Below are 20,562 nucleotides of genomic sequence, written 5' to 3'. Positions count from 1 at the left end.
AGATTACACTGGTTTCTAAAAGAAATAAAATAGCATTACAAATACAATGACCCAGGAAATTTATCAAAAGGCAATAAAGTTTGCAGGAGAAAAACACAAGAATCAAAAAGTGCCTGGAACCGAAGCAAATTATCTCCTCCACATTTCTAATGTGGCAATGGAAGTTATGATAGCACATAAAACAACCAATGATTTTGATATAAACTATGCCATACAATTAGCGCTGCTTCATGATACCTTGGAAGATACTGATACGAAATTCTCAGAATTAGCAGAAAAGTTTGGAGAGAACGTAGCACTTGGCGTTCAAGCACTCACAAAAAAAGAAAATTTGGCTTCTAAGAAAGAAAAAATGATAGATAGTTTACACAGAATCAATCAACTTGAAAAAGAAGTGGGAATTGTAAAACTAGCAGATAGAATTACGAATCTTCAAGAACCTCCAAAACATTGGAAAAAAGATAAAATTCAATATTATCTGGAGGAAGCAAAATTAATAGGTAAAATACTAGATAATAAAAATCAATATCTTACTAGTAGATTACAAACAAAAATTACTGAATACCAGAAATATGCTGAATAAGAACAATTAGCTATCTTTAATAAAACTTTATGTAACTATAACTAAAAGTCAATACAATTCATAACAAAAATGCAGCAAAAAAATGCAAGATAAAATTGAAACATTATGGATTGATCTCAATGAAGAGCTATATCATTTCATTCTTTCTAAAGTAAGAAATGAAGACTTAGCCAAGGATATTTTACAAGATGTTTTTCTAAAAATACACAAAGGTTTACCTCAACTCAAACAGGCATCAAAGCTTACTTCTTGGGCTTATCAAATAACCAGAAATACGATAATAGATTACTATAGAAAAGAGAAAAATGCTGATATTCTTTCAGAAGATTTAAATTTAAAAGAAGATGATCATCTAGATTTTGAATATGCTAAGCTTACCGACTGTATTAATGGGAAAATAGAAAATCTTTCTAACCAATATCAGGAGGCAATCGTATTAACATATTTAAAGGATTTTTCTCAAAAACAATTCGCAAAACAAGTGCAACTATCCTACTCAGGAGCAAAATCAAGAGTTCAAAAAGCCAGAAATATTCTAAAAAAAGAAATTCTGGATTGCCCGAATGTAGAATCGGATAGCTTAGGAAACATCATAGACTTTCAAAAAAAAACTGATTGAGCTTCGTCTTTTTTTTAACTTGAACGTCCATCCTATACATAATCTAAAAATTATCTATAATGGACAAAAGTAAATTAATAATAGTACAAATTCTTAATGCATTTGCAGAAAATAATAAGGGTGGTAATCCTGCAGGAGTTGTACTAGGCGCTGATAACCTATCTCATGAATATAAGCTAGAGATAGCAAAAAAAGTTGGTTTATCCGAAACTGCATTCGTCTCTCAATCTCAAACTGCTGATTTTAAATTGGATTTTTACACACCAACAAAACAGATCGCACATTGTGGACATGCAACTATTGCAACGTTTTCTTATTTAAAACAACTCGGTAGATTGACAACAAATGATTTATCCAAAGAAACTATCGATGGCAATCGAAAAATTAAAATAATTGATGAACTAGCTTTTATGGAACAAATGGCTCCAAAGTATAGCAATGTAAAGGATAAAGAAATACATATTTTGGAATCATTAGGGCTTACAAAAAATCAAATTATTGACAAAGCACCTATCCAGGTAGTCAATACAGGCAACTCATTTTTAATTGTTCCTGTCAAATCCAGTGAAGATTTGGCTTCCATTAAGCCTAATTATGATCAAATTAATAAAGTAAGTGAGGAGCTTGATTTAATTGGTTATTATGTTTTTACAAATGATATGACTTCTGAAAAGCTGGATGCAACATCTAGAATGTTCGCTCCACGCTATGGTATTTTAGAGGAATCTGGTACGGGAATGGCTGCTGGTCCTTTAGCTTGTTATTTGTATGATATTTTAAAGGTCAACAAAAAGAGGTTTCAAATTCAACAAGGAAAATTCATGGAGAAACCATCTCAAAGTCTCATCATAGTTGATCTAAATATCGAACATCATCAAATAAAAAGTCTGATGGCTGGTGGAAAAGGAATATTGAAAAACCAATTAGAAATTGAAATATCTTAATAAAACCGGCTTCTAAAACACTGTAAAACATGAAGTTGCTGAGAAAATATTAAAAACTTGTATTTGTCAGTCTGAACCTGTCGAAGTTATATTGGAAATATGCAGATTAAAAACTTCCACAAGCTCAGTTTGACAATGATATTTCAATTTTTAGACAACCTCATTACATGAAATAAGGTAACATTTTACGCGTTTATGACACTTATAATAAAAGCTACAAAGCATTTGAAAAATATGGGGAAAATTAAAATTCTAATCGTTATAATTGTTTCAATCACTTTTCAAAATACGTTAACAGCAGAAACATGGGATGAACCTTGGCAAAAAGAAATTATCCAGAAAGCAGAATATTTTATTCTTGGACAAGTTGTTCAAGTAGATAGTCTTGGTGTTCATGTACAGGTTTTACAGAATTTTGGAGAAAAAGGCCTTTCCAATAAAATATTAATTAATGGTTTTTCAATTCTTAATTTAGGGAGCAGTTCTGGTCAAGGTATTCGCTTCACTTTTAAGGAATCACAAAACCTTTATTTTCTCCTTACAAAAAGGCAAGATGGAAACTATGCAATTCCTACCCCAACCTCTGGCTTTGCATTATTAGATAAAGAGAATAATGTTTACGCGACCTATAGACATAGTTATCATCAAGCATTAATTCCAAAAGATATTTATGAGCTAACATATCGAGCTATTTGGAATTACTACAAGGAACTCGACTATAATAAAAATAGAATATTGAAATTTATAAACGAACAAATTGATAAAAAACCTGCTGGATTTGATGAAAATGAAATTTCCACTTTCTTCTTACAACACGCTTCATTAGAAACAGCTTATCTCTTAGATATTCCTATAAAATTAGATCGAATTAAAAAGTTTGCAAAGTCAAATAATTTTCACTCTAGAGTTTCTGCTGTTCAATTGATGTCATTACTCGATGATAAAGAAACAAAAGAATTCCTTTTTGATTACATTCTAAGCGATGCAAATGAAAATTTTGATAAAGTAATTGCCATTCGTTCTCTAAAAAAAATTGGTAAAACAGTATACAGAGCTAAGCTTATGAAAATTATGCACAAATTATCTGATGAAGATACAGGTTTTGGAGGAAATTTAATGGACCCCAGAATAGGAACACGGTTTCCAAGTCCTAGAGAAGCAGTGACAGAAAAGATATAAAACGTTAAAAATTCATCTAAACAACAATTCTAAAAACTCACCTATGACTAACAAGATAGTATTGATTTTAACTTTTCTAATCTTTGTTTCCTGTGGAAATAATACGAATGATGATATTTACAAAACTAAAAAGGGTGAATACGCCACAAAGACTGGAAATTTTATTGTAAACTTCCCTACTGAACCAAAATATACTTCAGTTGACAATCAAATTGGAGTGGACAAATTTCAAATTCATTTGTATCGATCAACTTTAGGAGCTCAGAAGATTTTTAATGTAGAATACTATGATTATCCTGAATATATGATTAAATCACTATCCAATGAGCAATTTTACACCCAAAGTATAACAAACTATGCAAATAAAATGGCTGAATCCTTCAATCTGGAATTTCAAAAACCTATTGAGCAAAATGGACTGAATGGTTATGCTTTTCAACTAGAAATCAATAAAAAAGCAAAGAGCAAAGGACTAGATGGTTATGTAGTTGGGCGTTTTTTCCGAAATGGTAATCGAATCTATACGGTTACATATATAGGAGTGAATGACAAAAATGTTGATTCCTTTATAGATTCATTTCGATTGATCAATCAATAAAACACCTAATCGTTCTTCTTTATTTTTCCTTAGTTCTATTTAATTTTTCCTTAGTTCATCAGAAATAGATTTATAGAACACAACGATCAGAATAGTTTTGTGGCAACAAATTAATTATTCAATCTATTCACCATGAAGAACACAAAAAAGGAGTTAGTATTTTTAAGAACATTCGCAATTACAACGGTTTTAGGAATTTTCACATTTGCATCCGTTGCTTTTAAACAATCTGGAAACAAAAAATTCGGTACTATAGATGTAGAGCGTATCAATATTGTAGAAAAAGACGGTACTGTAAAAATGATTATCACCAATGTAGAAGAATTTCCGAACGGAAAAGATACTATCAACAATAGACCTGTAAATGTACAGCGAAAAAAACGCTCCGGAATGCTGTTCTTTAACGAAGAAGGTATTGAATGTGGTGGTTTTATTTATGATGGAGCTAAAACAAAGAATGGACATAGTGCTGGTTTATCATTAACCTATGATAAATATGATGGAGATCAAGCTATGCAACTTTTAAATACTGATCTGAAAAGAGATGGACAAAGAAGTGTTCGAAGCTCTTTAGTTTTTAATGATCTCGGTGAAAATTCTACCCAATCTACTACCTCAAAAATTTGGGCAGAACTGGATACAATCAAAGATAGGAAAATACGAAGAGAGAAATATAACGAATACAAAACCAAAGGTTTAATAGGTATTACCAAAAGACTAGAATTGGCTAATCGAGGTAAAGGAGGTCCAAATGGTTTATTTCTGTATGATGATCAAGGAAATATGAGAGCAATGTTTTGTATAGATTCTAAAAACAATGTGCGTTTAGAAACATTTGATCAAAATGGAAATAAGGTAAGTTCTTGGCCAGTAAAAAAATAAGATCTAAATAGTGTTAAGGCGGTTTTCAAAAAAAATCGTCTTAACAATTTATATATATTTACAGCTATTTATGATGAAAAAAGCAGTTCGATATCTTGAAAGCAATCAGTCCTATATTCTTTTTCTATTTATATTCAGTTGGGTATTAACCCTCAAAAATAAAATTGGAATAGCAAACTCTTGGGATGATTATGTTTTTCACCCTGATACTCCATTTTGGATATTTATAAAAGCAACTCTAATTTTCGTTTTTATAGATTTTATAAAAAGAAAAACTGAAAAAAGAATAAGCGAGACCTCACCTTCCTTATGGACATACGTAAAGTTTTTTGGAATAAGCTTTATCGCCTACTTAATCGTAGAAAATGTATTTGGTATCATAATTTCGCTAAGTTTTGATACTATTTCAAGAAATTATGGTACTTCCCATCAAATTACTTATAAAGTATTTAGTCAAATAGTAGATTTTTTAATTTTTGGAGGACTCTCTCTGGCTTACTTATATTCTAAAGACAATACAAGTTACAAAAGAAGGATCAGTGAATTCGAAATCAGTAATTCAAAAAGTAAAATCCAACAATTAAAAGCACAATTAAATCCACATTTTCTGTTTAATAATTTAAATGTGTTAGATCAGCTAATCGAAGAAGACCAAGAACAAGCTTCGAACTTTTTAAGTCAGTTTTCAGAGCTATATCGTTATGTGATAAAAAAAGCGGATAAAGAGCTTACTACACTTCAGGAAGAACTAGCTTTTACGCAAAATTATTTTGAGTTAATGGAAAAAAGATATCAAGGGTATTATCACTTAACAGTTCAAGAAGATCTTAAAGAATCTACTATCATAGTACCTCCATTTTGCATACAAGTATTGATAGAAAACGCAATTGTACACAATCTAGGTACTAGTTCAAATCCAGTAAACATATCTATTTCCACAGAAAACGGTTTAAAAGTATCTAATAATAAAATAGAGAAAAATCAGCATAAAAAAGGAAATGGTGTAGCCCTAAAAAATTTATCTGAGCAGTTTCAATTGTTAACCAATTCTTCTATTAGTATTCAGGATACACAAGATAATTTTACAGTGATTTTGCCCTTTATTAAAATGAACAAGAATGATTAAAATAGTACTCATAGAAGATGAATCACCTGCAAGAAAAAAGTTGAAAAACTATTTAGACAAACTTGGTGAACCTTATGTGGTAATAAAAGAGATTGAAACCGTAACCGAAACCTTGTCTTTTTTTAAAACATTACCTGAGGTTGATATCATTTTTTCGGATATAGAATTACGAGATGGTAACGTTTTTGAAGCTTACGATAAAATCACCATGAATTACCCAATCATTTTTGCTACTGCATACAATGATTTTTGGATGAATGCTTTTGAAACCAACGGCATTGAATATTTACTAAAACCGTTTTCATATGCTCGTTTTGAAAAAGCTTGGAATAAATACAAAACCCTCAAGAATAAAATGAGTACCAATACTAATGAACTTTTGGGTGTACTCGACAACTATTATCAACGTAAGTTAGCGTCAGAAACAGTTTACAAAGATTATATCCCCATCAAGTCTAGCAATGAAATTTACTTTCTAAAAGTAAATGATATTACCTTTTTTCAATCTGATTATGGTGTCATTTTCGCCTATGATACCGTTAATAAAAAACATCTACTCAATCAAACCTCGTTAAAAGAAATACAAGAAATACTAAATCCAGAGGTGTTTTTTAAAATCAACCGTAGTGAAATAGTGAACAGGAATTATATTGAAAAAATTAGCAGGTATACTAAAAATACCGTTGCAATACAGATAAAATCTCATCATCTTAAAACCAGTCAAAACAATACGGCTTCATTTAATTCTTGGGTAGGATTATAGTTCAACCATAAAATAACTCAAATAAAAAATAACAAGCTATCACCTAAACTACTGATTAATAAATCATATACAGTATTAATTTTTGAAAACTTAGTACATGTTAAAAATTTAAATTAACAACTTTTACTCACAAAATTGTACTAGATTAACTCCACTCATATGGACAGAACATTAATCACATTAGTATTCCTCATAATTTATGCTAATTGTCATTCGCAAGACAATTATAAAAAATTACCTTTTGTAAAAAGTAATTGTCCTATGATTATTGTGAATAAAGATATTATAGCTAATGAAAGTACGGTAGGAGCATCAAAAGAATCAATAGAAGAAATAAGTATTCTAAAAGATAAACCAAATCCCAAAGAACATAAATTCTATAATCTGACTGAACATGGAATTCTGTTTATTAGCCTAAAGAAAAGAATTCCTTACAAGAAACAATCTCAACTCAATGATTTGTTCGGTATTGCGAAGAATAATGGTATATATGTTAATGGATATCTTATCGAAAGTTCGGATTACAAAATTGCTACCAAGAGTATCTTAGAAATTGAATTAATTGGACCTTCTTCTGAAAACAAATTAAAACGTAAAGCAATAAATGTCTGGACTTTAACAAAAGAAGAAAGAACAAACGGTTGTCCACAACAAAATTCAAATTAAAAACATAGCAAGTTGAAAAAAGAGAAACTAATTGATTTTGGGGTTTTAACATTACGATGGTATTTGATTTTTTATATGATTAGTTATGGATGGAGTAAATTGACATTAAGTCAATTTGGAGTTCACGATCCTTCAATTTTAGAGCAACCTATTAAAGATATTGACAGTTTTTATGTGGCTTGGCATTTATATGGACGAAGTACATTTTTTAATATTTCGACAGGAATTTTAGAAATTGTTGGTGGAATATTACTGATATTCAATAGAACTATCCTGATTGGAGCTTTATTAGTCTTATCCATATTAGCACAAATTTTAGTAATTGATATTGCTTTTACTACAGGAATTCATGGTGTTAGACTTCCGATTAGGATATCAGGTATGATATTAACAGATGTTTTAATTCTGTATTATTATAAAGAAAAGATACTAGTCGCATGGAAAAGCCTAACGAACGGAATTACAACCAAATTCAAATACAAATGGTTTATATACCTAATATTACCAATAATTGGATTTTTGATGGATTTCTTAATCGCTATTTTAACAATGCCTATCAAAATGCTATTTGATTGGCTTGGAAAATAATAGCCTTCATCAGTAAATATTTGCGAACAAAAAACTGATTTATAGAAAACTTAGAATCGATTGCTTTCTTTCAAAAACTACATTAAGCTATGAAAACACTTAAATCAACGGCTTATTTAATATTGATTACAGTACTCATGATTTCGTGTAACAATAGCATCAAAAATGGTAAAAAATTAAGCCAAACTAATATAAAATATCTCGAGGATATAGGGCTAATCGAGGAAAAGGAAAAAATTATTCTTTTTACTTCTCAAATGAACATTCAAACAAGTGGAAATTTAATTACAGATAAGAGACTTGCAAGTTATTGGATTGATAAAAAAAAGAATACTCGAGAAATACACTCTGCATTTTATAATGAAATAGACACATTACTTACAAAAGATTTGACCAAATCAATGACTTATGCTTCATTTATAAAAGTGATAAAAAAGGACAAATCTGAATTTAAAGTGTATGTTGATGATAATGAAAAAAATACCAATCATTTTTTTAAGAAAGCTTTAAATCAATGGAAAAAGAAAAAATAGTCGGGTAAAATATTCAGCTGTCCGCAGCATAGAAATAGCACAATAGATCTTCTTGATAAATCATAATAATTACAAATAGCAATAAAAACTTAGCAAATAGTTTGTTTAAAAATGATGGAGTTAGGGTAACATTTCACTCTTATATGATACATACTATAAACACTATTATTTATTAACAAAAACAAACATTTTGACTGAAATTAAAACTGAACCTAATATAGGGCTTCGTATAATAGCCGGGTTAATTGATTATGGAATTATTTATGGATTTACATTTGCAATTATCTTTATTCTTGGTAAACCTAATGATGAAGGAGGTTATTATCTAGAAGGAGCTCCTGCACTAATACCTGTACTTTTTTGGCTTATTATGACTGTAATCTTGGAAAGTGGATTAGGAGGTACTATTGGCAATTCTATAGTTGGATTAAAAGCGATACCAATCAATGGACGAAATCGAAAGTTAACATTTGGAGAATCTCTAAAAAGGCATTTATTGGATCCGATTGATATGTTTTTCTTTGGATTAATTGGAATCGTCACTATAAATAGCTCTGATAAGAACCAAAGAGTTGGAGATATGTGGGGAAAAACCATTGTTGTCAAAATGAAGCACCTTGAAAAATCTTAATAAAAAGTATCATATCAAGATTTAAAAAAAATAGAACAACGAATACATGAATTTTATAAAATCAATATTTAGTCCAAAAGAACAACCCATAAATTCCTATGCTGATTTCTGGAAATGGTTTGAACAAAACGAAAAAAAATTCCATCAAGTTATCAAAAATCAAGGCAATATCAATGCTGTATTTTTTGATAGGTTAACGCCTAAGCTAAATGAATTAAAAGATGGTTTTTGGTTTTTAGTAGGAATGTCCGATGAAGATACTGCTGAACTAATTTTAACAGCAGATGGGGTTATCAAAAATATCGTATTCGTAGAAGAATTAGTAAGTGCAGCGCCAAGTATGGACAATTGGAAAATCACAGCACTTAAGCAACCATCTGATTTAAAGAAATTTGGGATTCAAATGGATGGCTATAAATTTGATGAAAGTGCCATGAGTTTTTATGCAACAGAACATGAGCAAATGCCAGATGAAATTGATATCACGATTACCCACAAAGATTTCAATGAAGAAAACAAATCTGTAATGACAAATGGCGTTTACCTTGCCTTAGATAACTCTTTGGGTGAATTAAATTCAGTTACTACAATTGATAATATCAATATCATCAATCCAAAAGATGCTACCAAAGAACTAATTCCATTGGAAAAGCTACAAGATTTTTTGACTTGGAGAGAAAAAGAATTCATCGAGAAATATAAAGGTTTTAGACATCATACTGAAAATGACAGTTATGCTGGATTTGAGGCACAATTAAAAAATGGTCTTCCCCTACTTGCAGTAATAAATACAGATATATTGCACTGGGATTGTAAAGCATCCCATCCTTGGATAACTGTGGTAGAAATTAAATATGATGGAAAAGATAACAACGGAATGCCTAATGAATCCACATATCAACTGCTAAATGAGATAGAAGAAAAAATAATGTTAGAATTAAAGGATTCTGACGGTTATCTGAACATTGGAAGACAAACAGCTGATTCCCTAAGAGAAATATATTTCGCATGTATTGAATTTAGAAAACCATCTAAAGTACTTCACAATATCAAAAAAGAGTATCAAAATAATATTGAGATAGAATTTGACATTTATAAAGACAAATATTGGCAATCATTTAATAGATTTACATAACAAATAAGTCTAGAACATATAGTATGACTTATAAAGTAAGTAAAATAAAATCTAATGGAACCTAATAAAATCAGACTCCTAGACAATTATCAATTATTTCAGTTGATTCAGAGTAATTCCATTGATAAAACTACTGTAGACAAACTAAAAAAAGAGTACAATTCTCGTAATATTAATGAAAATGAAAAATTACGACTTCAGCAAAAATATGACTTGAATTTCTCCAAACGAGACACTGAATTAAATATGAATCAGTGGGATCCATTGTATACAGCTTTTGCTTTAAACAGACATTTTCGCCATATAGCATTATTAAAAGCACTGGGAAGAAAAAAAGAAGCAGAAAAACATATGTCCCGATTATATATTGGACTTGCCTTATATTTTGCCGGAGTAATTTTATTGATATTACTAGTTCGCTCTGAATAAAATAACATTCCTAATTGACATATAGAAGATCACTTAATATTGAACTAATAAATAATTTATGCCACACTTTGTAATTGATTGTTCTAAAAACATTATCAAAATTAAATCTCCAGAAGAAATCATCCAAAAAGTTTATGATACCGCAGAATCAACTGAACTTTTTGACAAAGGAGATATTAAAGTAAGAATCAACCCTTTTGAATATTATACTATAGGAAATACAAAAGATGATTTTATACACATTTTTGCGAATATCATGGAAGGTCGAACCGCTACTCAAAAAAGAAATTTATCAGAAAAAATTATCAGTGAGTTGAAATCAATGTTTCCAGATGTACCTATTATTTCAATAAATATCAGAGATTTTGAAAAAGCAACCTATTGTAATAAATCTATGGTTTAAGGAAAATACCTTATGAATTATTTTTCAAAATTTAACATCAACAAAGAAGATTTAAAAAAACTCGAAGAGTACCAATCAAGAGATGGTTTTGCACTCGTTGAAGAATCTGACTTTAATGGCATGATCGAATATTTTGAGCAGTATGAGGTTTATGATCAACTAATCCCTATACTGACTGATAACAATTCTAACTATTGGTGTTTTTATACTAATGGAATTTTAAAAGGATTGGTATGTTATGTATCACATGCTGAATTAAATCTGGAACCCAAATTTGCAAGTATATCAGCATTGATTATGATGATCAATAATAACCCCGATGCTTATGACTTTGACGAATTGGATACTAAGGTTTTTGATTTTCCATTGAATGCTACTACTACCAAACTCAATAATAGAGCATCCATTATCAATGAACTAAAAGTCAAATTAGCAAATACAGAACAAGAAGATATTAGACAACAATTAGCATATTCGATAATGGCTCTGACTTCTTATGATGAAATAGAAACAACTATTTACCCATTTTTAGATGATGAGGATATGTATATTCAAGAAAGAGCAATCCAAATGATCGGATACCATAAATATAAAGCTGCAAGAGAAAAATTGATTAAACTTACCAAAACTGCAATGCCTAATGGAAAGTCAGCCGCTAGAAAGGCTTTGAAAGCAATAAATAAAGGATCTAATTAGACTTTATTATCAAAAAGAAAACTTAATAGAGACTTTTTAAAATTCAGAAAAATATAGTTCGCAAAACCTTTTAAGGGAAATATAGATATTATATAAATTACCTAAGTTGATTTTAAATTTTATAGCAGTTTTGTTCTAAATTAGTCCTAACATTTAACGCTAGTCAATAGCAATAAAATTAAGAATATTAATTGGTCTCATCAAACCCTATTTTATTCACAATTATTTGTGTTTTTGCATTGCAAGCCATAATTTTTAGTGGATTAATCGCTTTTAAGCGTCCAAGAAAATTAGCTAATTTTTTCTTGGCCTTATTGGTGTTTTTCTATGCATTAATGGTAGTAAATATTGTGCTTGTTAATGTTTTGAAAGACTACGGACTACTTTATGTATTTCGGTATATCCAAATGGAACTGCTCTATGGTATAGGACCCGCTATTTATTTCTACACAAAGTGCATTACTGAACCCAAATTTAAATTCCGAAAAGTACATTACCTTCATTTTGTGCCCTTACTTTTTGAATTTATTTTTTATAGAACTGCGATTTATAGAATAGGTTCTGATGGATTGTATTTGGATGAATTACCTACCTTTTCTTATGTGTATCTAACACAACAGTGGTTGGGAGTACTTTCTATCTGGATATATAGTATATACGCTTTGTTAATTTTAGCAAAATACCAAGACCAACTAAAAAACTACTATTCTAAAATTGAAAATCTTTCGTTACGTTGGGTGCAAACACCTATTATTATATATGTAAGTTATCATTTTCTATGGAGAGTTATAACAGAAATAGATCGTTTTGCTTTTGACAAAAGTCTCCGCGAATATTACTTTTTACCGAATTTTACGATCCTAGCCATTATTACGTGTTGGATTGGATTTAAAGGATATATTCAAAAAGAACGAGAAGTGATCCATATAAAACCGATTTCTAAACCTTCTAAAAAGGAAATTTCAGAAAAAGATGAAGCTTTTATAACAAAACTAAAAGAACTTATGGATACCCAAAAGCCATATCTAAACCCTAATTTAAATTTATCAATGTTGGCTGATTTAATGGAAATGAACACCAAACCTTTATCTTCAAAAATAAATCAGAATTGTCATCAAAACTTTTATGATTTGGTAAATTCATATCGAGTAGAAGCATTCAAAAAGAGACTACAATCCGAAGAAGCGGGTAAACTTACCTTACTCGGTCATGCTTATGAATGTGGGTTCTATTCGAAATCAACTTTTAACCATGTATTTAAAAAAAATACGCAACTCACACCAAGCGAGTACTTTAAAAAAACAAAAAAAGAGTCCTAACGGAAGCGTTCGGTCGATTGCACCTGTTTTATGAACTATGTTTGCCAAAAAAACAAATTCATGTTTACACGAAAAATATTTCAACAATTCAATTTTAAATATTCAATACTAATCATTTCCATATTATGGAATGTACAAGTTTCTGCACAGCAATTTTCCAAAAAAGATGTCTTATCTGATCTGGCATATTTGAAACATTCTTTGGAGGAAACTCATTTCAATCCTTTTACCTATACTTCAAAAAAGGAATTTGAACAAAACTATCAAGCCGTAAAAAAAGAGATCCAAAAAGACAGCCTCAATCTATTAGAAGTTACCAGTTTATTTCAAAAAGTGATATCAAAAATCAATAACGCACACACAAGGATAGCATTTCCAATTCAGCCTTATCGAGCATTTGTACAATCCGGTGGTGTCCTTTTTCCTTTGGAAGTTGCTATTGAGAATAAAAAGGTATTAATAAGAAAAAATTGGTCCAATAACACTACCATCCAAACGGGCTCAGAATTAAAAAAGATTAATGGAAAGACAATTTCAGAAATACTACAAGAGATATATCCATATATCGCTGCGGAACGTACTTATTTTAAAAATGCTCAATTAGAATCATTTACACTCCCAAGATATTATTGGCAGGTATTCGGAGAACAAAAAAGCTTTGAAGTAGAAATCATTCAAAATGGAAAAGCTGTTACGTATACACTAGACGCCATACAGGCATTGGAAGATTATGAGAGGAAAAGAGATGATATTTTGAAACACAATTGGAAACTAAAATTCTTATCAAATTCAACTGCATATCTTCGACCAGGCGCTTTTGGAGGTGATTTAAATACATACAAACAATTCATAGATTCTTCTTTTGTAGAAATCAATACAAAAAGTTCTAAAAATTTAATTCTTGATCTAAGGAATAATCCTGGTGGTGAGGATACATTTAGTGATTACTTGGTATCTTATATTGCCGATAAACCTTTTAAATGGGCATCAAAATTTGAGTTAAAAAGTAGTGCATTATTAAAAGAAAACGTTAGACAGACAAAAGACACTACAGAAACCTATTGGAAATCCACCTTAGCGCATAAAAATGGGGAAATTTATGAATACAATTTCGATCTTTACAAACAACAACCACTAGCAAAAAGATATCAAGGCAATGTTTATGTACTAGTCAATCGTCAATCCTATTCACAATCTACCGTAACCGCTGCTCAAATACAAGATTATGGTTTTGGACAAATCGTCGGTGAAGAAACTGCGGAATATCCTAATCTTTTAGCTTCTATCTTTGCTTATAATTTACCTAAAACCAATATAAAAGTAGATATTGCTAAAGGAAAAATTCATCGTGTAAATGGTATTGAAAATAACAAAGGTGTAATTCCTGATATTTATATCAAAGATTATCTTTTGGATGAAACGGATGAAATTTTACAAGAATTAGTAAAGAAGATAAATTTGAAATAGTGTATTATTGATTAAAATAATATCTGAGATAAGACAAAAATGAAATTTAAAACACTAAAACTTTTCACCAATAAACTAGAAGCAGAATTACAGTTTTACTCAGAAACATTAGGGTTTAAACTCTTGAAACAAGAAGATAATTCGTTTACCATTAAAATTGGTTGGAGCGAATTAACTTTTGAAAAAAGCGAAGAGGCATATATCTATCATTATTGTTTTTTAATTCCATCTAATTATTTGCATGAAGCACTAAAATGGATGGAAAAAAGAACTACTATAATATCTATAGAGCACAATAGAAAAATTCAAAGGTTTGAATCTTGGAATGCTGATTCCTTTTATTTCTATGATGCAAGCGGAAACATTGCAGAGTTCATTGTTCGTTACGATCTACAAAACGAAGATTTAAAGAATACTGAATTTGATATATCAAAAGTTTTAGGCGTTAATGAAATAGGAATGCCTACCAACAATGTTAGAAAAATTAATAAACAACTCGAAAGCGAATTAAAAACCAAATTTTGGAAAGGTGATATCGAACGATTTGGAACAAATGGGGATCAAGAAGGTCTTTTACTATTACCCAATTACGAATGTAAGGAAATTTGGTTTCCAACTACCTTAAAAATAAAACCGCAACCCTTTGAAGCGATTGCTATACATGATAATCAACAATTTAAAATTGAATATAAAAACGAAATATTGAAAACTAGTACCTTCAAAACTTTATAATCAGTATCAGTAGTAATTTAGATTCTAAATGAAAAAGAAAATATCATTAATACTAATTCTGTTGATTCATCCTGTATTTGGACAAAACATCGAAAAAAAAGAAGTTATCGGAACTTGGGAATTGATTGAAACTATTGACGTTAATCCAACCAACAATAATATCGACATTGGAGAATTAATAATTCACGATGAAAAAGAAAATGCAGATTACGATTCTATTCAAAAATTAATAGAAAAACGTAAAAAGGAAGATCCAAGAATTACCAAATGGCATTACGTTTTTCAAGAAAAGTACTTTTTAGAATACAGATTTGAATATGGTGGAAAATTCAAATCGAAAATAGTAAATGACATTATTTATAAGTTTGGCAAACCTTTTTATCGAATAAAATCGGTAAAAAATGATACTCTTAAACTTGAAGAGTATGAAGAAGGTACTATCAAAGTACTTAAAAAGGTACATACTGACCTCAGTGACTTTGAAATTTTGGGTGAGTATTAAAAGTATTTAAACCAAATGTTAATAATTACAAAAATTAAAAGAAAAATTTTGAGAATCAAAACTAATTAATACTTTTGTAGACGACTGGTCTAATACATTGAATTATGAAAGAAGATACTGTACATAACATCTTAGAAATTGGAACTGATTTGATCATTAAGAATGGATATCACAGTGTTGGCTTAAATAAAATTCTTACTGAAGCCAAAATTCCGAAAGGTTCATTCTACTATTATTTCAAAAGTAAAGAAGATTTTGGTTTAAAAGTTATTGAATCTTATTCTGAGAAATCGATAATTTTACTTAAAGGTTATTTAGAAGACGATACTAAAGACCATAAACAAAGGATACTCACATTCTTTAAAGACATGAAAGATGTTTACGTAAGTAAAGATTATACAGAAGGTTGCTTACTTGGAAACTGTAGCCTTGAATTATCTGACCTTTCGGAATCATTTAGTAATTTGATTTCTGATAAATTAAATGAGTGGGAAAAGTTTTTTGAAAACTGTATTCGCGAAGGACAACTTGAAGGAAGTATTAAAACAAATGAATCAGCTGAGGTTTTAAGTAATTTACTTCTTACAATGTGGGAAGGTGCTTTATTGAGAATGAAATCAGCAAAGAACGCAAAGTCGCTAGAAACATTTATATCTTATACAGAAAAGCACATCCTATAATTTTTTTTAACTACTAGTAGTAGACTGGTCTAATTTAATAATTTTTTAAAATAACAAAAATGAAAGAATCAAAAAACAAAACCGTTGTAATTACGGGTAGTAGTAGTGGGTTTGGTTATTTAACCACCCTAACATTAGCGCGAAAAGGATATCATGTATGGGCTACCATGAGAAACACTAATACAAAAAATGCCTCAAAGAAAGATGAGCTATTAGATATCGCCAAAAAAGAAAACCTAAAAATTTCTGTTATTGACATGGATGTAAATAGCGATGATTCTGTTACAAAAGCAATCGATACCATAGTCAAAACCGATGGAAAAATAGATCATCTTATTAATAATGCAGGTTATATGTTTGTTGGAATTACTGAAGCTTATAGCATACAACAAGCCAAAGATCAATTTGAAACCAACTTCTTTGGTATCCTAAGAACTACAAAAGCGGTTTTACCATATATGAGAAAACAAGGTGAAGGGTTGATCGTAAATGTAACCTCATTAGCTGGAAGGCTTTCTTTTCCGTATTTTGGGATTTACTGTGCAAGTAAACATGCTGTTGAAGCTTATTCTCAGGCAATGCGATATGAACTAGCACCTTTTGGTATAGAAGTTAGTATCGTAGAACCAGGACCTTTTGGAACAAATCTATTATTCACAGGTCCTAAAGAAGAGGATCAACAAGTATTTAATGCTTATGGTGAGCATAAAGAGGTTCCTCATGCTATGCTGAAAAATTTTGAAGGTTTTTATCAAACAGATGAGGCTCCTAGTCCACAATTAGTAGCAGACAATATTACTGATCTGGTTGAAACTACAAAGGGAAATCGTCCAGAACGTATAGTTTCGGGAATTGATTATGGTGTAATTGATTATAATACCAAAGTTGCACCAATTCAAGAATCATTAATTAAAGAAGCTTTACAAATGGAACATCTTCTAACTGTAGCTAAAAATTAGTTAAATACATCTTATAAAAGTTTATATAAGAGGCATCTACAATACTCGCAGAATTTGGAATTCATTTCGAATGATTTTTAGTACCTGTTGCAACTGCTAATAATGATTTTAAGCAACCAGACGAAATTCATAGAGTGTATTTTGATATTCCTGATAGTAGTTTACAACAAATAAATAGTGATAGTAGAATGCAGGCTTTGTTTCCAAAAAGAGACGAAAGTATTGAAAATCTAATCTTTATAATTGGTGAAGCAATTTCTTAAAATCAACAACTGGTTATCGATAAAAATGAATGCCAAATTTTGTTAAAAAAGCAAAAGCGATTCGAGTTCATCTTCGAATCGCTTTCGTATTCATTAAAGTATAAATATATTGTAGTTTAAGAAAATAAAAACATCAAAGAATCATTCTTGTTCGAAAACCACGTGTAGTAAAGGTAAAACTAAATGAAATCCCACTCAGGCAAACAAACGATTAAGCAACTCGAAAAACGTAAAGGAGGTTATTTCTATTTAAAATTCGATGCGGACGTTATCAATAAATTTAGCAAGAAGAGAGCAACAAGAATGATCTGTTCAATAGATAATATAGTTTCATATCGTTGTGGTTTAAATCATTTAGGAGATGGAAATTTTTATGTTATCGTAGCAGGAAAATATTTGGAAAAATTACAAAAAGAACTTGGAGATGAAGTACACTATACTATCGAAGAAGATCCTGATCAACTGGGTGTTGACATGCCAGAAGTCCTCTCCGTTTTTCTCGAACAAGATCTGGAAGCTAAAGATATATTCAATACGATAACAGATGGAAAAAAAAGAAGTTTAATTTATAGTGTTATTAAAATAAAAAATATCGACAAACAGATTAAAATAATAACAGAATTCTTAACCAAAGAGAAACTAAAACTAAACAAATCATAAAATGACTACCAAATACTTTCATATCATACCCCTACTCTTACTAATCAATATTGTTTTTAGTCAAAATGTAAAACAAGAAAAAATGGAACTACTAAACTTTATGGTTGGCGAATGGATTGGTACCAGCAAAGTGTATGAAAATGGTAAACTATCTAAACAAGGTTCCGCATATGAAAAAATAACCTATGATTTAGATAAGAACATTTTGGTGATTGAGTTGAATACAGAATTTTTACAGTTGCACACCATTATTTATTATGACGATAAAGATAATACATATTATTACTACCCATTTTCTAAAAGAGGAGTTTCCAGATATCCTGCAATATTTACAAATGGCCAATTCATAGTGAATAGTAACCAAACAAATCGATTTATTTTTAGTAAAACTTCAGACGGTGGTTTTCGAGAATATGGAGAACGGTTGGTAGATGGAAAATGGATCAAATATTTTGAGGATACATTTAAAAACACCCAATAAAACAATGCTCTTACCAAAGCATCACAAATTATAATGTTTTTATTTTCCTTTAATTTATATCATTAGTTTTGCGTCCTTTTCTTAAAATAACTGTACAATGAACAAAACTTTATATGACTTGACCAAAGAAGAATGGAATACACTGTTCCCAATACAATTAGTTGATCATAATCCCGAATGGAAACTGATATATAATAAGGAAAAGAATAGAATTCTTACTAAAGTGGGAAGTGAAAAAATTTTGCGTATAGAACATTTTGGAAGTTCATCAATACCTACTATTAAGTCCAAACCCTATATTGATTTGATGATGGAAATTCCAAAAAGTCTTTTATTCAATAAGGACCTGATTGAACAATTCACAGAATTAGGGTATTCACATTTTGAAGTTCCTGCTCGAGAAAATATTGAAGCATACTCCTCATTTGGAAAAGGATACAATCTGAATGGAGTAAAAGAACAAATATTTCATATCCACATGTGCCCTGAAAACAACGTAATGTGGAAACAAATAGCATTTCGAGATTATTTAATTTCTAATCCAGACAGAGCTAAAGCATATGAAAACTTAAAAATTGAATTAGCATCCAAATATAAAAATGACAGAGGTGCATATGTGCTTGGTAAAACAGATTTTGTCAATGAAACATTGCAAATCATTCAAACTAAATCTCAGTAATAAAATTAAACAAATGTATATTTCACAAATTTGCTACCTTAGTAAGAAATAGAAGACTTCTTAAGAAAATTCTACAACTGCTTGCAAACGAGATCTTAAATCATTAAAAGAGCAACGACCAAACTTAATGAAAGCATGAAATATATCATACTATATATCTTTCTGATCACTATAAGTTGTTCTAAAAAGACTAAACCTAGTACACTACAAGCTTCTACCGAAAATAGCAAAAATCTAATTGCCACTCTAGATACTATTTGGACTACAGAGCAACAACCTATAAGAAGAAGAGATTCTCTAATGAAATTATATGGAGTCGAATCTGAATTAGTGAAAGAACAACAAAATCTCTATGAACGAAATCACATAGTGAATGAAAGAAAGGTCAGGAAAATTTTAGACACCTATGGATGGCCAACTAAACAAATGATTGGAGAACGAGGCAATTTGATTATAAGCAATGTCATTCAACATTCTGACAATGCAATTGGAATAAAATACCTTCCATTAATGCGGCAAGCCGTAAAAGAGAAAAAACTGGAAGCTCGCTTTTTAGTTAGAGCCGAGGACAGAATCGCAACTAAAAAGGGAGAATTACAAGTTTATGGTGGCCAAATGAAATATTATCCTGAGACTAAAAGTTTTAACGTCTGGCCTGTTCTTGATCCTAAAAATGTAGATAAAAGAAGAGCTAAAATTGGACTCCAACCCATCGCAGTATTTCTTAAGAATAGATTTGATTTTGAATGGAATTTAGAAGAGCAAATAAAGCGAACCGAGGAATTCTTACAAAATCGAAATAAATCAAATAAAGGCTTTGAAGAATAGTATGAATTTGAAAACGGATAGAATTTTACTTCGTAAAATTATAAGTTCGGATATTGATGATGTTTTCAGAGGACTTTCACATCCAGACGTTATAAAACATTATGGAGTGAATTATAAAAGTTTGGAAGAAACAAAAGAGCAAATGGAATGGTTTTTTGAACCTAAACAACAATGGTTTGCTATATGTTCTATAGATAACCAAACATTTTTTGGTGCT

General features: G+C 30.0%; 27 protein-coding genes. All 27 read left to right on the top strand.

The window, feature by feature from the left end; all coding sequences use genetic code 11:
* Positions 1-46: 46 nt before the first annotated feature.
* Complete coding sequence (locus GBO31_RS12420) at positions 47-583, top strand: HD domain-containing protein (RefSeq protein WP_219008672.1); 537 nt, start codon at positions 47-49, stop codon at positions 581-583.
* A gap of 82 nt (positions 584-665) precedes the next feature.
* On the top strand, positions 666-1,202 hold the full coding sequence (gene sigZ, locus GBO31_RS12415) for an RNA polymerase sigma factor SigZ (RefSeq protein ID WP_219008671.1): 537 nt from the start codon (positions 666-668) through the stop codon (positions 1,200-1,202).
* Between the two features lie 59 nt (positions 1,203-1,261).
* Positions 1,262-2,146, top strand: coding sequence for a PhzF family phenazine biosynthesis protein (locus tag GBO31_RS12410; protein WP_219008670.1), 885 nt, complete (start codon positions 1,262-1,264; stop codon positions 2,144-2,146).
* 234 nt (positions 2,147-2,380) lie between these two features.
* Positions 2,381-3,325 carry a hypothetical protein gene (locus GBO31_RS12405; RefSeq protein ID WP_219008669.1) on the top strand — a complete coding sequence of 315 codons (945 nt, stop codon included), beginning with the start codon at positions 2,381-2,383 and terminating at the stop codon, positions 3,323-3,325.
* A 43-nt stretch (positions 3,326-3,368) separates the two neighbouring features.
* A complete protein-coding gene (locus GBO31_RS12400) occupies positions 3,369-3,923 on the top strand; it encodes a hypothetical protein (RefSeq protein WP_219008668.1) in 555 nt (184 codons plus the stop codon).
* Between the two features lie 132 nt (positions 3,924-4,055).
* Positions 4,056-4,805: a hypothetical protein gene (locus GBO31_RS12395; protein WP_219008667.1), complete on the top strand. Its 750-nt coding sequence runs from the start codon at positions 4,056-4,058 to the stop codon at positions 4,803-4,805.
* 70 nt (positions 4,806-4,875) lie between these two features.
* Positions 4,876-5,931 (top strand): sensor histidine kinase, encoded by a 1,056-nt coding sequence (locus GBO31_RS12390; protein WP_246615859.1) that lies wholly within the window; start codon positions 4,876-4,878, stop codon positions 5,929-5,931.
* Positions 5,924-6,694 (top strand): LytR/AlgR family response regulator transcription factor, encoded by a 771-nt coding sequence (locus tag GBO31_RS12385; protein WP_219008666.1) that lies wholly within the window; start codon positions 5,924-5,926, stop codon positions 6,692-6,694. The genes GBO31_RS12390 and GBO31_RS12385 overlap by 8 nt, the downstream gene beginning before the upstream one ends.
* A gap of 159 nt (positions 6,695-6,853) precedes the next feature.
* Positions 6,854-7,360: a hypothetical protein gene (locus GBO31_RS12380; protein ID WP_219008665.1), complete on the top strand. Its 507-nt coding sequence runs from the start codon at positions 6,854-6,856 to the stop codon at positions 7,358-7,360.
* Positions 7,361-7,372: 12 nt separating this feature from the next.
* Entirely contained in the window at positions 7,373-7,948 is a 576-nt protein-coding gene (locus GBO31_RS12375; protein WP_219008664.1) for a DoxX family membrane protein, read from the top strand.
* Between the two features lie 89 nt (positions 7,949-8,037).
* Positions 8,038-8,481 (top strand): hypothetical protein, encoded by a 444-nt coding sequence (locus GBO31_RS12370; RefSeq protein ID WP_219008663.1) that lies wholly within the window; start codon positions 8,038-8,040, stop codon positions 8,479-8,481.
* A gap of 190 nt (positions 8,482-8,671) precedes the next feature.
* Positions 8,672-9,112, top strand: a complete 441-nt coding sequence (locus tag GBO31_RS12365; protein WP_246615858.1) for an RDD family protein — start codon at positions 8,672-8,674, stop codon at positions 9,110-9,112.
* A 46-nt stretch (positions 9,113-9,158) separates the two neighbouring features.
* A complete protein-coding gene (locus GBO31_RS12360; RefSeq protein WP_219008662.1) occupies positions 9,159-10,247 on the top strand; it encodes a DUF695 domain-containing protein in 1,089 nt (362 codons plus the stop codon).
* Positions 10,248-10,301: 54 nt separating this feature from the next.
* Complete coding sequence (locus GBO31_RS12355; RefSeq protein WP_219008661.1) at positions 10,302-10,676, top strand: hypothetical protein; 375 nt, start codon at positions 10,302-10,304, stop codon at positions 10,674-10,676.
* A 58-nt stretch (positions 10,677-10,734) separates the two neighbouring features.
* Positions 10,735-11,079, top strand: coding sequence for a 5-carboxymethyl-2-hydroxymuconate Delta-isomerase (locus GBO31_RS12350; RefSeq protein ID WP_219008660.1), 345 nt, complete (start codon positions 10,735-10,737; stop codon positions 11,077-11,079).
* 12 nt (positions 11,080-11,091) lie between these two features.
* Positions 11,092-11,775 carry a HEAT repeat domain-containing protein gene (locus GBO31_RS12345; RefSeq protein WP_219008659.1) on the top strand — a complete coding sequence of 228 codons (684 nt, stop codon included), beginning with the start codon at positions 11,092-11,094 and terminating at the stop codon, positions 11,773-11,775.
* A 239-nt stretch (positions 11,776-12,014) separates the two neighbouring features.
* The gene (locus GBO31_RS12340; protein WP_219008658.1) at positions 12,015-13,094 is read left to right on the top strand and encodes a helix-turn-helix domain-containing protein; all 1,080 of its coding nucleotides are present in this window, start codon (positions 12,015-12,017) and stop codon (positions 13,092-13,094) included.
* 60 nt (positions 13,095-13,154) lie between these two features.
* A complete protein-coding gene (locus GBO31_RS12335; protein WP_219008657.1) occupies positions 13,155-14,561 on the top strand; it encodes a S41 family peptidase in 1,407 nt (468 codons plus the stop codon).
* 39 nt (positions 14,562-14,600) lie between these two features.
* The gene (locus GBO31_RS12330; protein ID WP_219008656.1) at positions 14,601-15,293 is read left to right on the top strand and encodes a VOC family protein; all 693 of its coding nucleotides are present in this window, start codon (positions 14,601-14,603) and stop codon (positions 15,291-15,293) included.
* 28 nt (positions 15,294-15,321) lie between these two features.
* The gene (locus GBO31_RS12325; protein WP_219008655.1) at positions 15,322-15,795 is read left to right on the top strand and encodes a hypothetical protein; all 474 of its coding nucleotides are present in this window, start codon (positions 15,322-15,324) and stop codon (positions 15,793-15,795) included.
* Between the two features lie 104 nt (positions 15,796-15,899).
* Positions 15,900-16,475, top strand: a complete 576-nt coding sequence (locus GBO31_RS12320) for a TetR/AcrR family transcriptional regulator (protein WP_219008654.1) — start codon at positions 15,900-15,902, stop codon at positions 16,473-16,475.
* A 59-nt stretch (positions 16,476-16,534) separates the two neighbouring features.
* Complete coding sequence (locus tag GBO31_RS12315; RefSeq protein ID WP_219008653.1) at positions 16,535-17,434, top strand: SDR family oxidoreductase; 900 nt, start codon at positions 16,535-16,537, stop codon at positions 17,432-17,434.
* 446 nt (positions 17,435-17,880) lie between these two features.
* Positions 17,881-18,357, top strand: a complete 477-nt coding sequence (locus GBO31_RS12310; protein WP_219008652.1) for a DUF1905 domain-containing protein — start codon at positions 17,881-17,883, stop codon at positions 18,355-18,357.
* Positions 18,358-18,439: 82 nt separating this feature from the next.
* Entirely contained in the window at positions 18,440-18,838 is a 399-nt protein-coding gene (locus GBO31_RS12305) for a hypothetical protein (protein WP_219008651.1), read from the top strand.
* A gap of 97 nt (positions 18,839-18,935) precedes the next feature.
* A complete protein-coding gene (locus GBO31_RS12300; protein WP_219008650.1) occupies positions 18,936-19,517 on the top strand; it encodes a GrpB family protein in 582 nt (193 codons plus the stop codon).
* 135 nt (positions 19,518-19,652) lie between these two features.
* Positions 19,653-20,345, top strand: a complete 693-nt coding sequence (locus tag GBO31_RS12295; protein WP_219008649.1) for a DUF6624 domain-containing protein — start codon at positions 19,653-19,655, stop codon at positions 20,343-20,345.
* Position 20,346: 1 nt separating this feature from the next.
* On the top strand, positions 20,347-20,562 hold a 216-nt coding region (locus GBO31_RS12290), incomplete at its 3' end, for a GNAT family N-acetyltransferase (RefSeq protein ID WP_219008648.1).

It is taken from the genome of Aquimarina litoralis, from assembly GCF_019295435.1.
In the GTDB taxonomy this organism is placed as follows: domain Bacteria; phylum Bacteroidota; class Bacteroidia; order Flavobacteriales; family Flavobacteriaceae; genus Aquimarina; species Aquimarina litoralis_A.
Note: the sequence above shows the minus strand (reverse complement) of the source record. Positions and strands in the feature narration are given on the sequence as shown.

Coding starts and splice junctions, on each gene's coding strand:
- GBO31_RS12420 (WP_219008672.1), top strand. CDS start 47: ATGACCCAGGAAATTTATCAAAAGGCAATAAAGTTTGCAGGAGAAAAA.
- sigZ (WP_219008671.1), top strand. CDS start 666: ATGCAAGATAAAATTGAAACATTATGGATTGATCTCAATGAAGAGCTA.
- GBO31_RS12410 (WP_219008670.1), top strand. CDS start 1,262: ATGGACAAAAGTAAATTAATAATAGTACAAATTCTTAATGCATTTGCA.
- GBO31_RS12405 (WP_219008669.1), top strand. CDS start 2,381: ATGGGGAAAATTAAAATTCTAATCGTTATAATTGTTTCAATCACTTTT.
- GBO31_RS12400 (WP_219008668.1), top strand. CDS start 3,369: ATGACTAACAAGATAGTATTGATTTTAACTTTTCTAATCTTTGTTTCC.
- GBO31_RS12395 (WP_219008667.1), top strand. CDS start 4,056: ATGAAGAACACAAAAAAGGAGTTAGTATTTTTAAGAACATTCGCAATT.
- GBO31_RS12390 (WP_246615859.1), top strand. CDS start 4,876: ATGATGAAAAAAGCAGTTCGATATCTTGAAAGCAATCAGTCCTATATT.
- GBO31_RS12385 (WP_219008666.1), top strand. CDS start 5,924: ATGATTAAAATAGTACTCATAGAAGATGAATCACCTGCAAGAAAAAAG.
- GBO31_RS12380 (WP_219008665.1), top strand. CDS start 6,854: ATGGACAGAACATTAATCACATTAGTATTCCTCATAATTTATGCTAAT.
- GBO31_RS12370 (WP_219008663.1), top strand. CDS start 8,038: ATGAAAACACTTAAATCAACGGCTTATTTAATATTGATTACAGTACTC.
- GBO31_RS12360 (WP_219008662.1), top strand. CDS start 9,159: ATGAATTTTATAAAATCAATATTTAGTCCAAAAGAACAACCCATAAAT.
- GBO31_RS12355 (WP_219008661.1), top strand. CDS start 10,302: ATGGAACCTAATAAAATCAGACTCCTAGACAATTATCAATTATTTCAG.
- GBO31_RS12350 (WP_219008660.1), top strand. CDS start 10,735: ATGCCACACTTTGTAATTGATTGTTCTAAAAACATTATCAAAATTAAA.
- GBO31_RS12345 (WP_219008659.1), top strand. CDS start 11,092: ATGAATTATTTTTCAAAATTTAACATCAACAAAGAAGATTTAAAAAAA.
- GBO31_RS12335 (WP_219008657.1), top strand. CDS start 13,155: ATGTTTACACGAAAAATATTTCAACAATTCAATTTTAAATATTCAATA.
- GBO31_RS12330 (WP_219008656.1), top strand. CDS start 14,601: ATGAAATTTAAAACACTAAAACTTTTCACCAATAAACTAGAAGCAGAA.
- GBO31_RS12325 (WP_219008655.1), top strand. CDS start 15,322: ATGAAAAAGAAAATATCATTAATACTAATTCTGTTGATTCATCCTGTA.
- GBO31_RS12320 (WP_219008654.1), top strand. CDS start 15,900: ATGAAAGAAGATACTGTACATAACATCTTAGAAATTGGAACTGATTTG.
- GBO31_RS12315 (WP_219008653.1), top strand. CDS start 16,535: ATGAAAGAATCAAAAAACAAAACCGTTGTAATTACGGGTAGTAGTAGT.
- GBO31_RS12310 (WP_219008652.1), top strand. CDS start 17,881: ATGAAATCCCACTCAGGCAAACAAACGATTAAGCAACTCGAAAAACGT.
- GBO31_RS12305 (WP_219008651.1), top strand. CDS start 18,440: ATGGAACTACTAAACTTTATGGTTGGCGAATGGATTGGTACCAGCAAA.
- GBO31_RS12300 (WP_219008650.1), top strand. CDS start 18,936: ATGAACAAAACTTTATATGACTTGACCAAAGAAGAATGGAATACACTG.
- GBO31_RS12295 (WP_219008649.1), top strand. CDS start 19,653: ATGAAATATATCATACTATATATCTTTCTGATCACTATAAGTTGTTCT.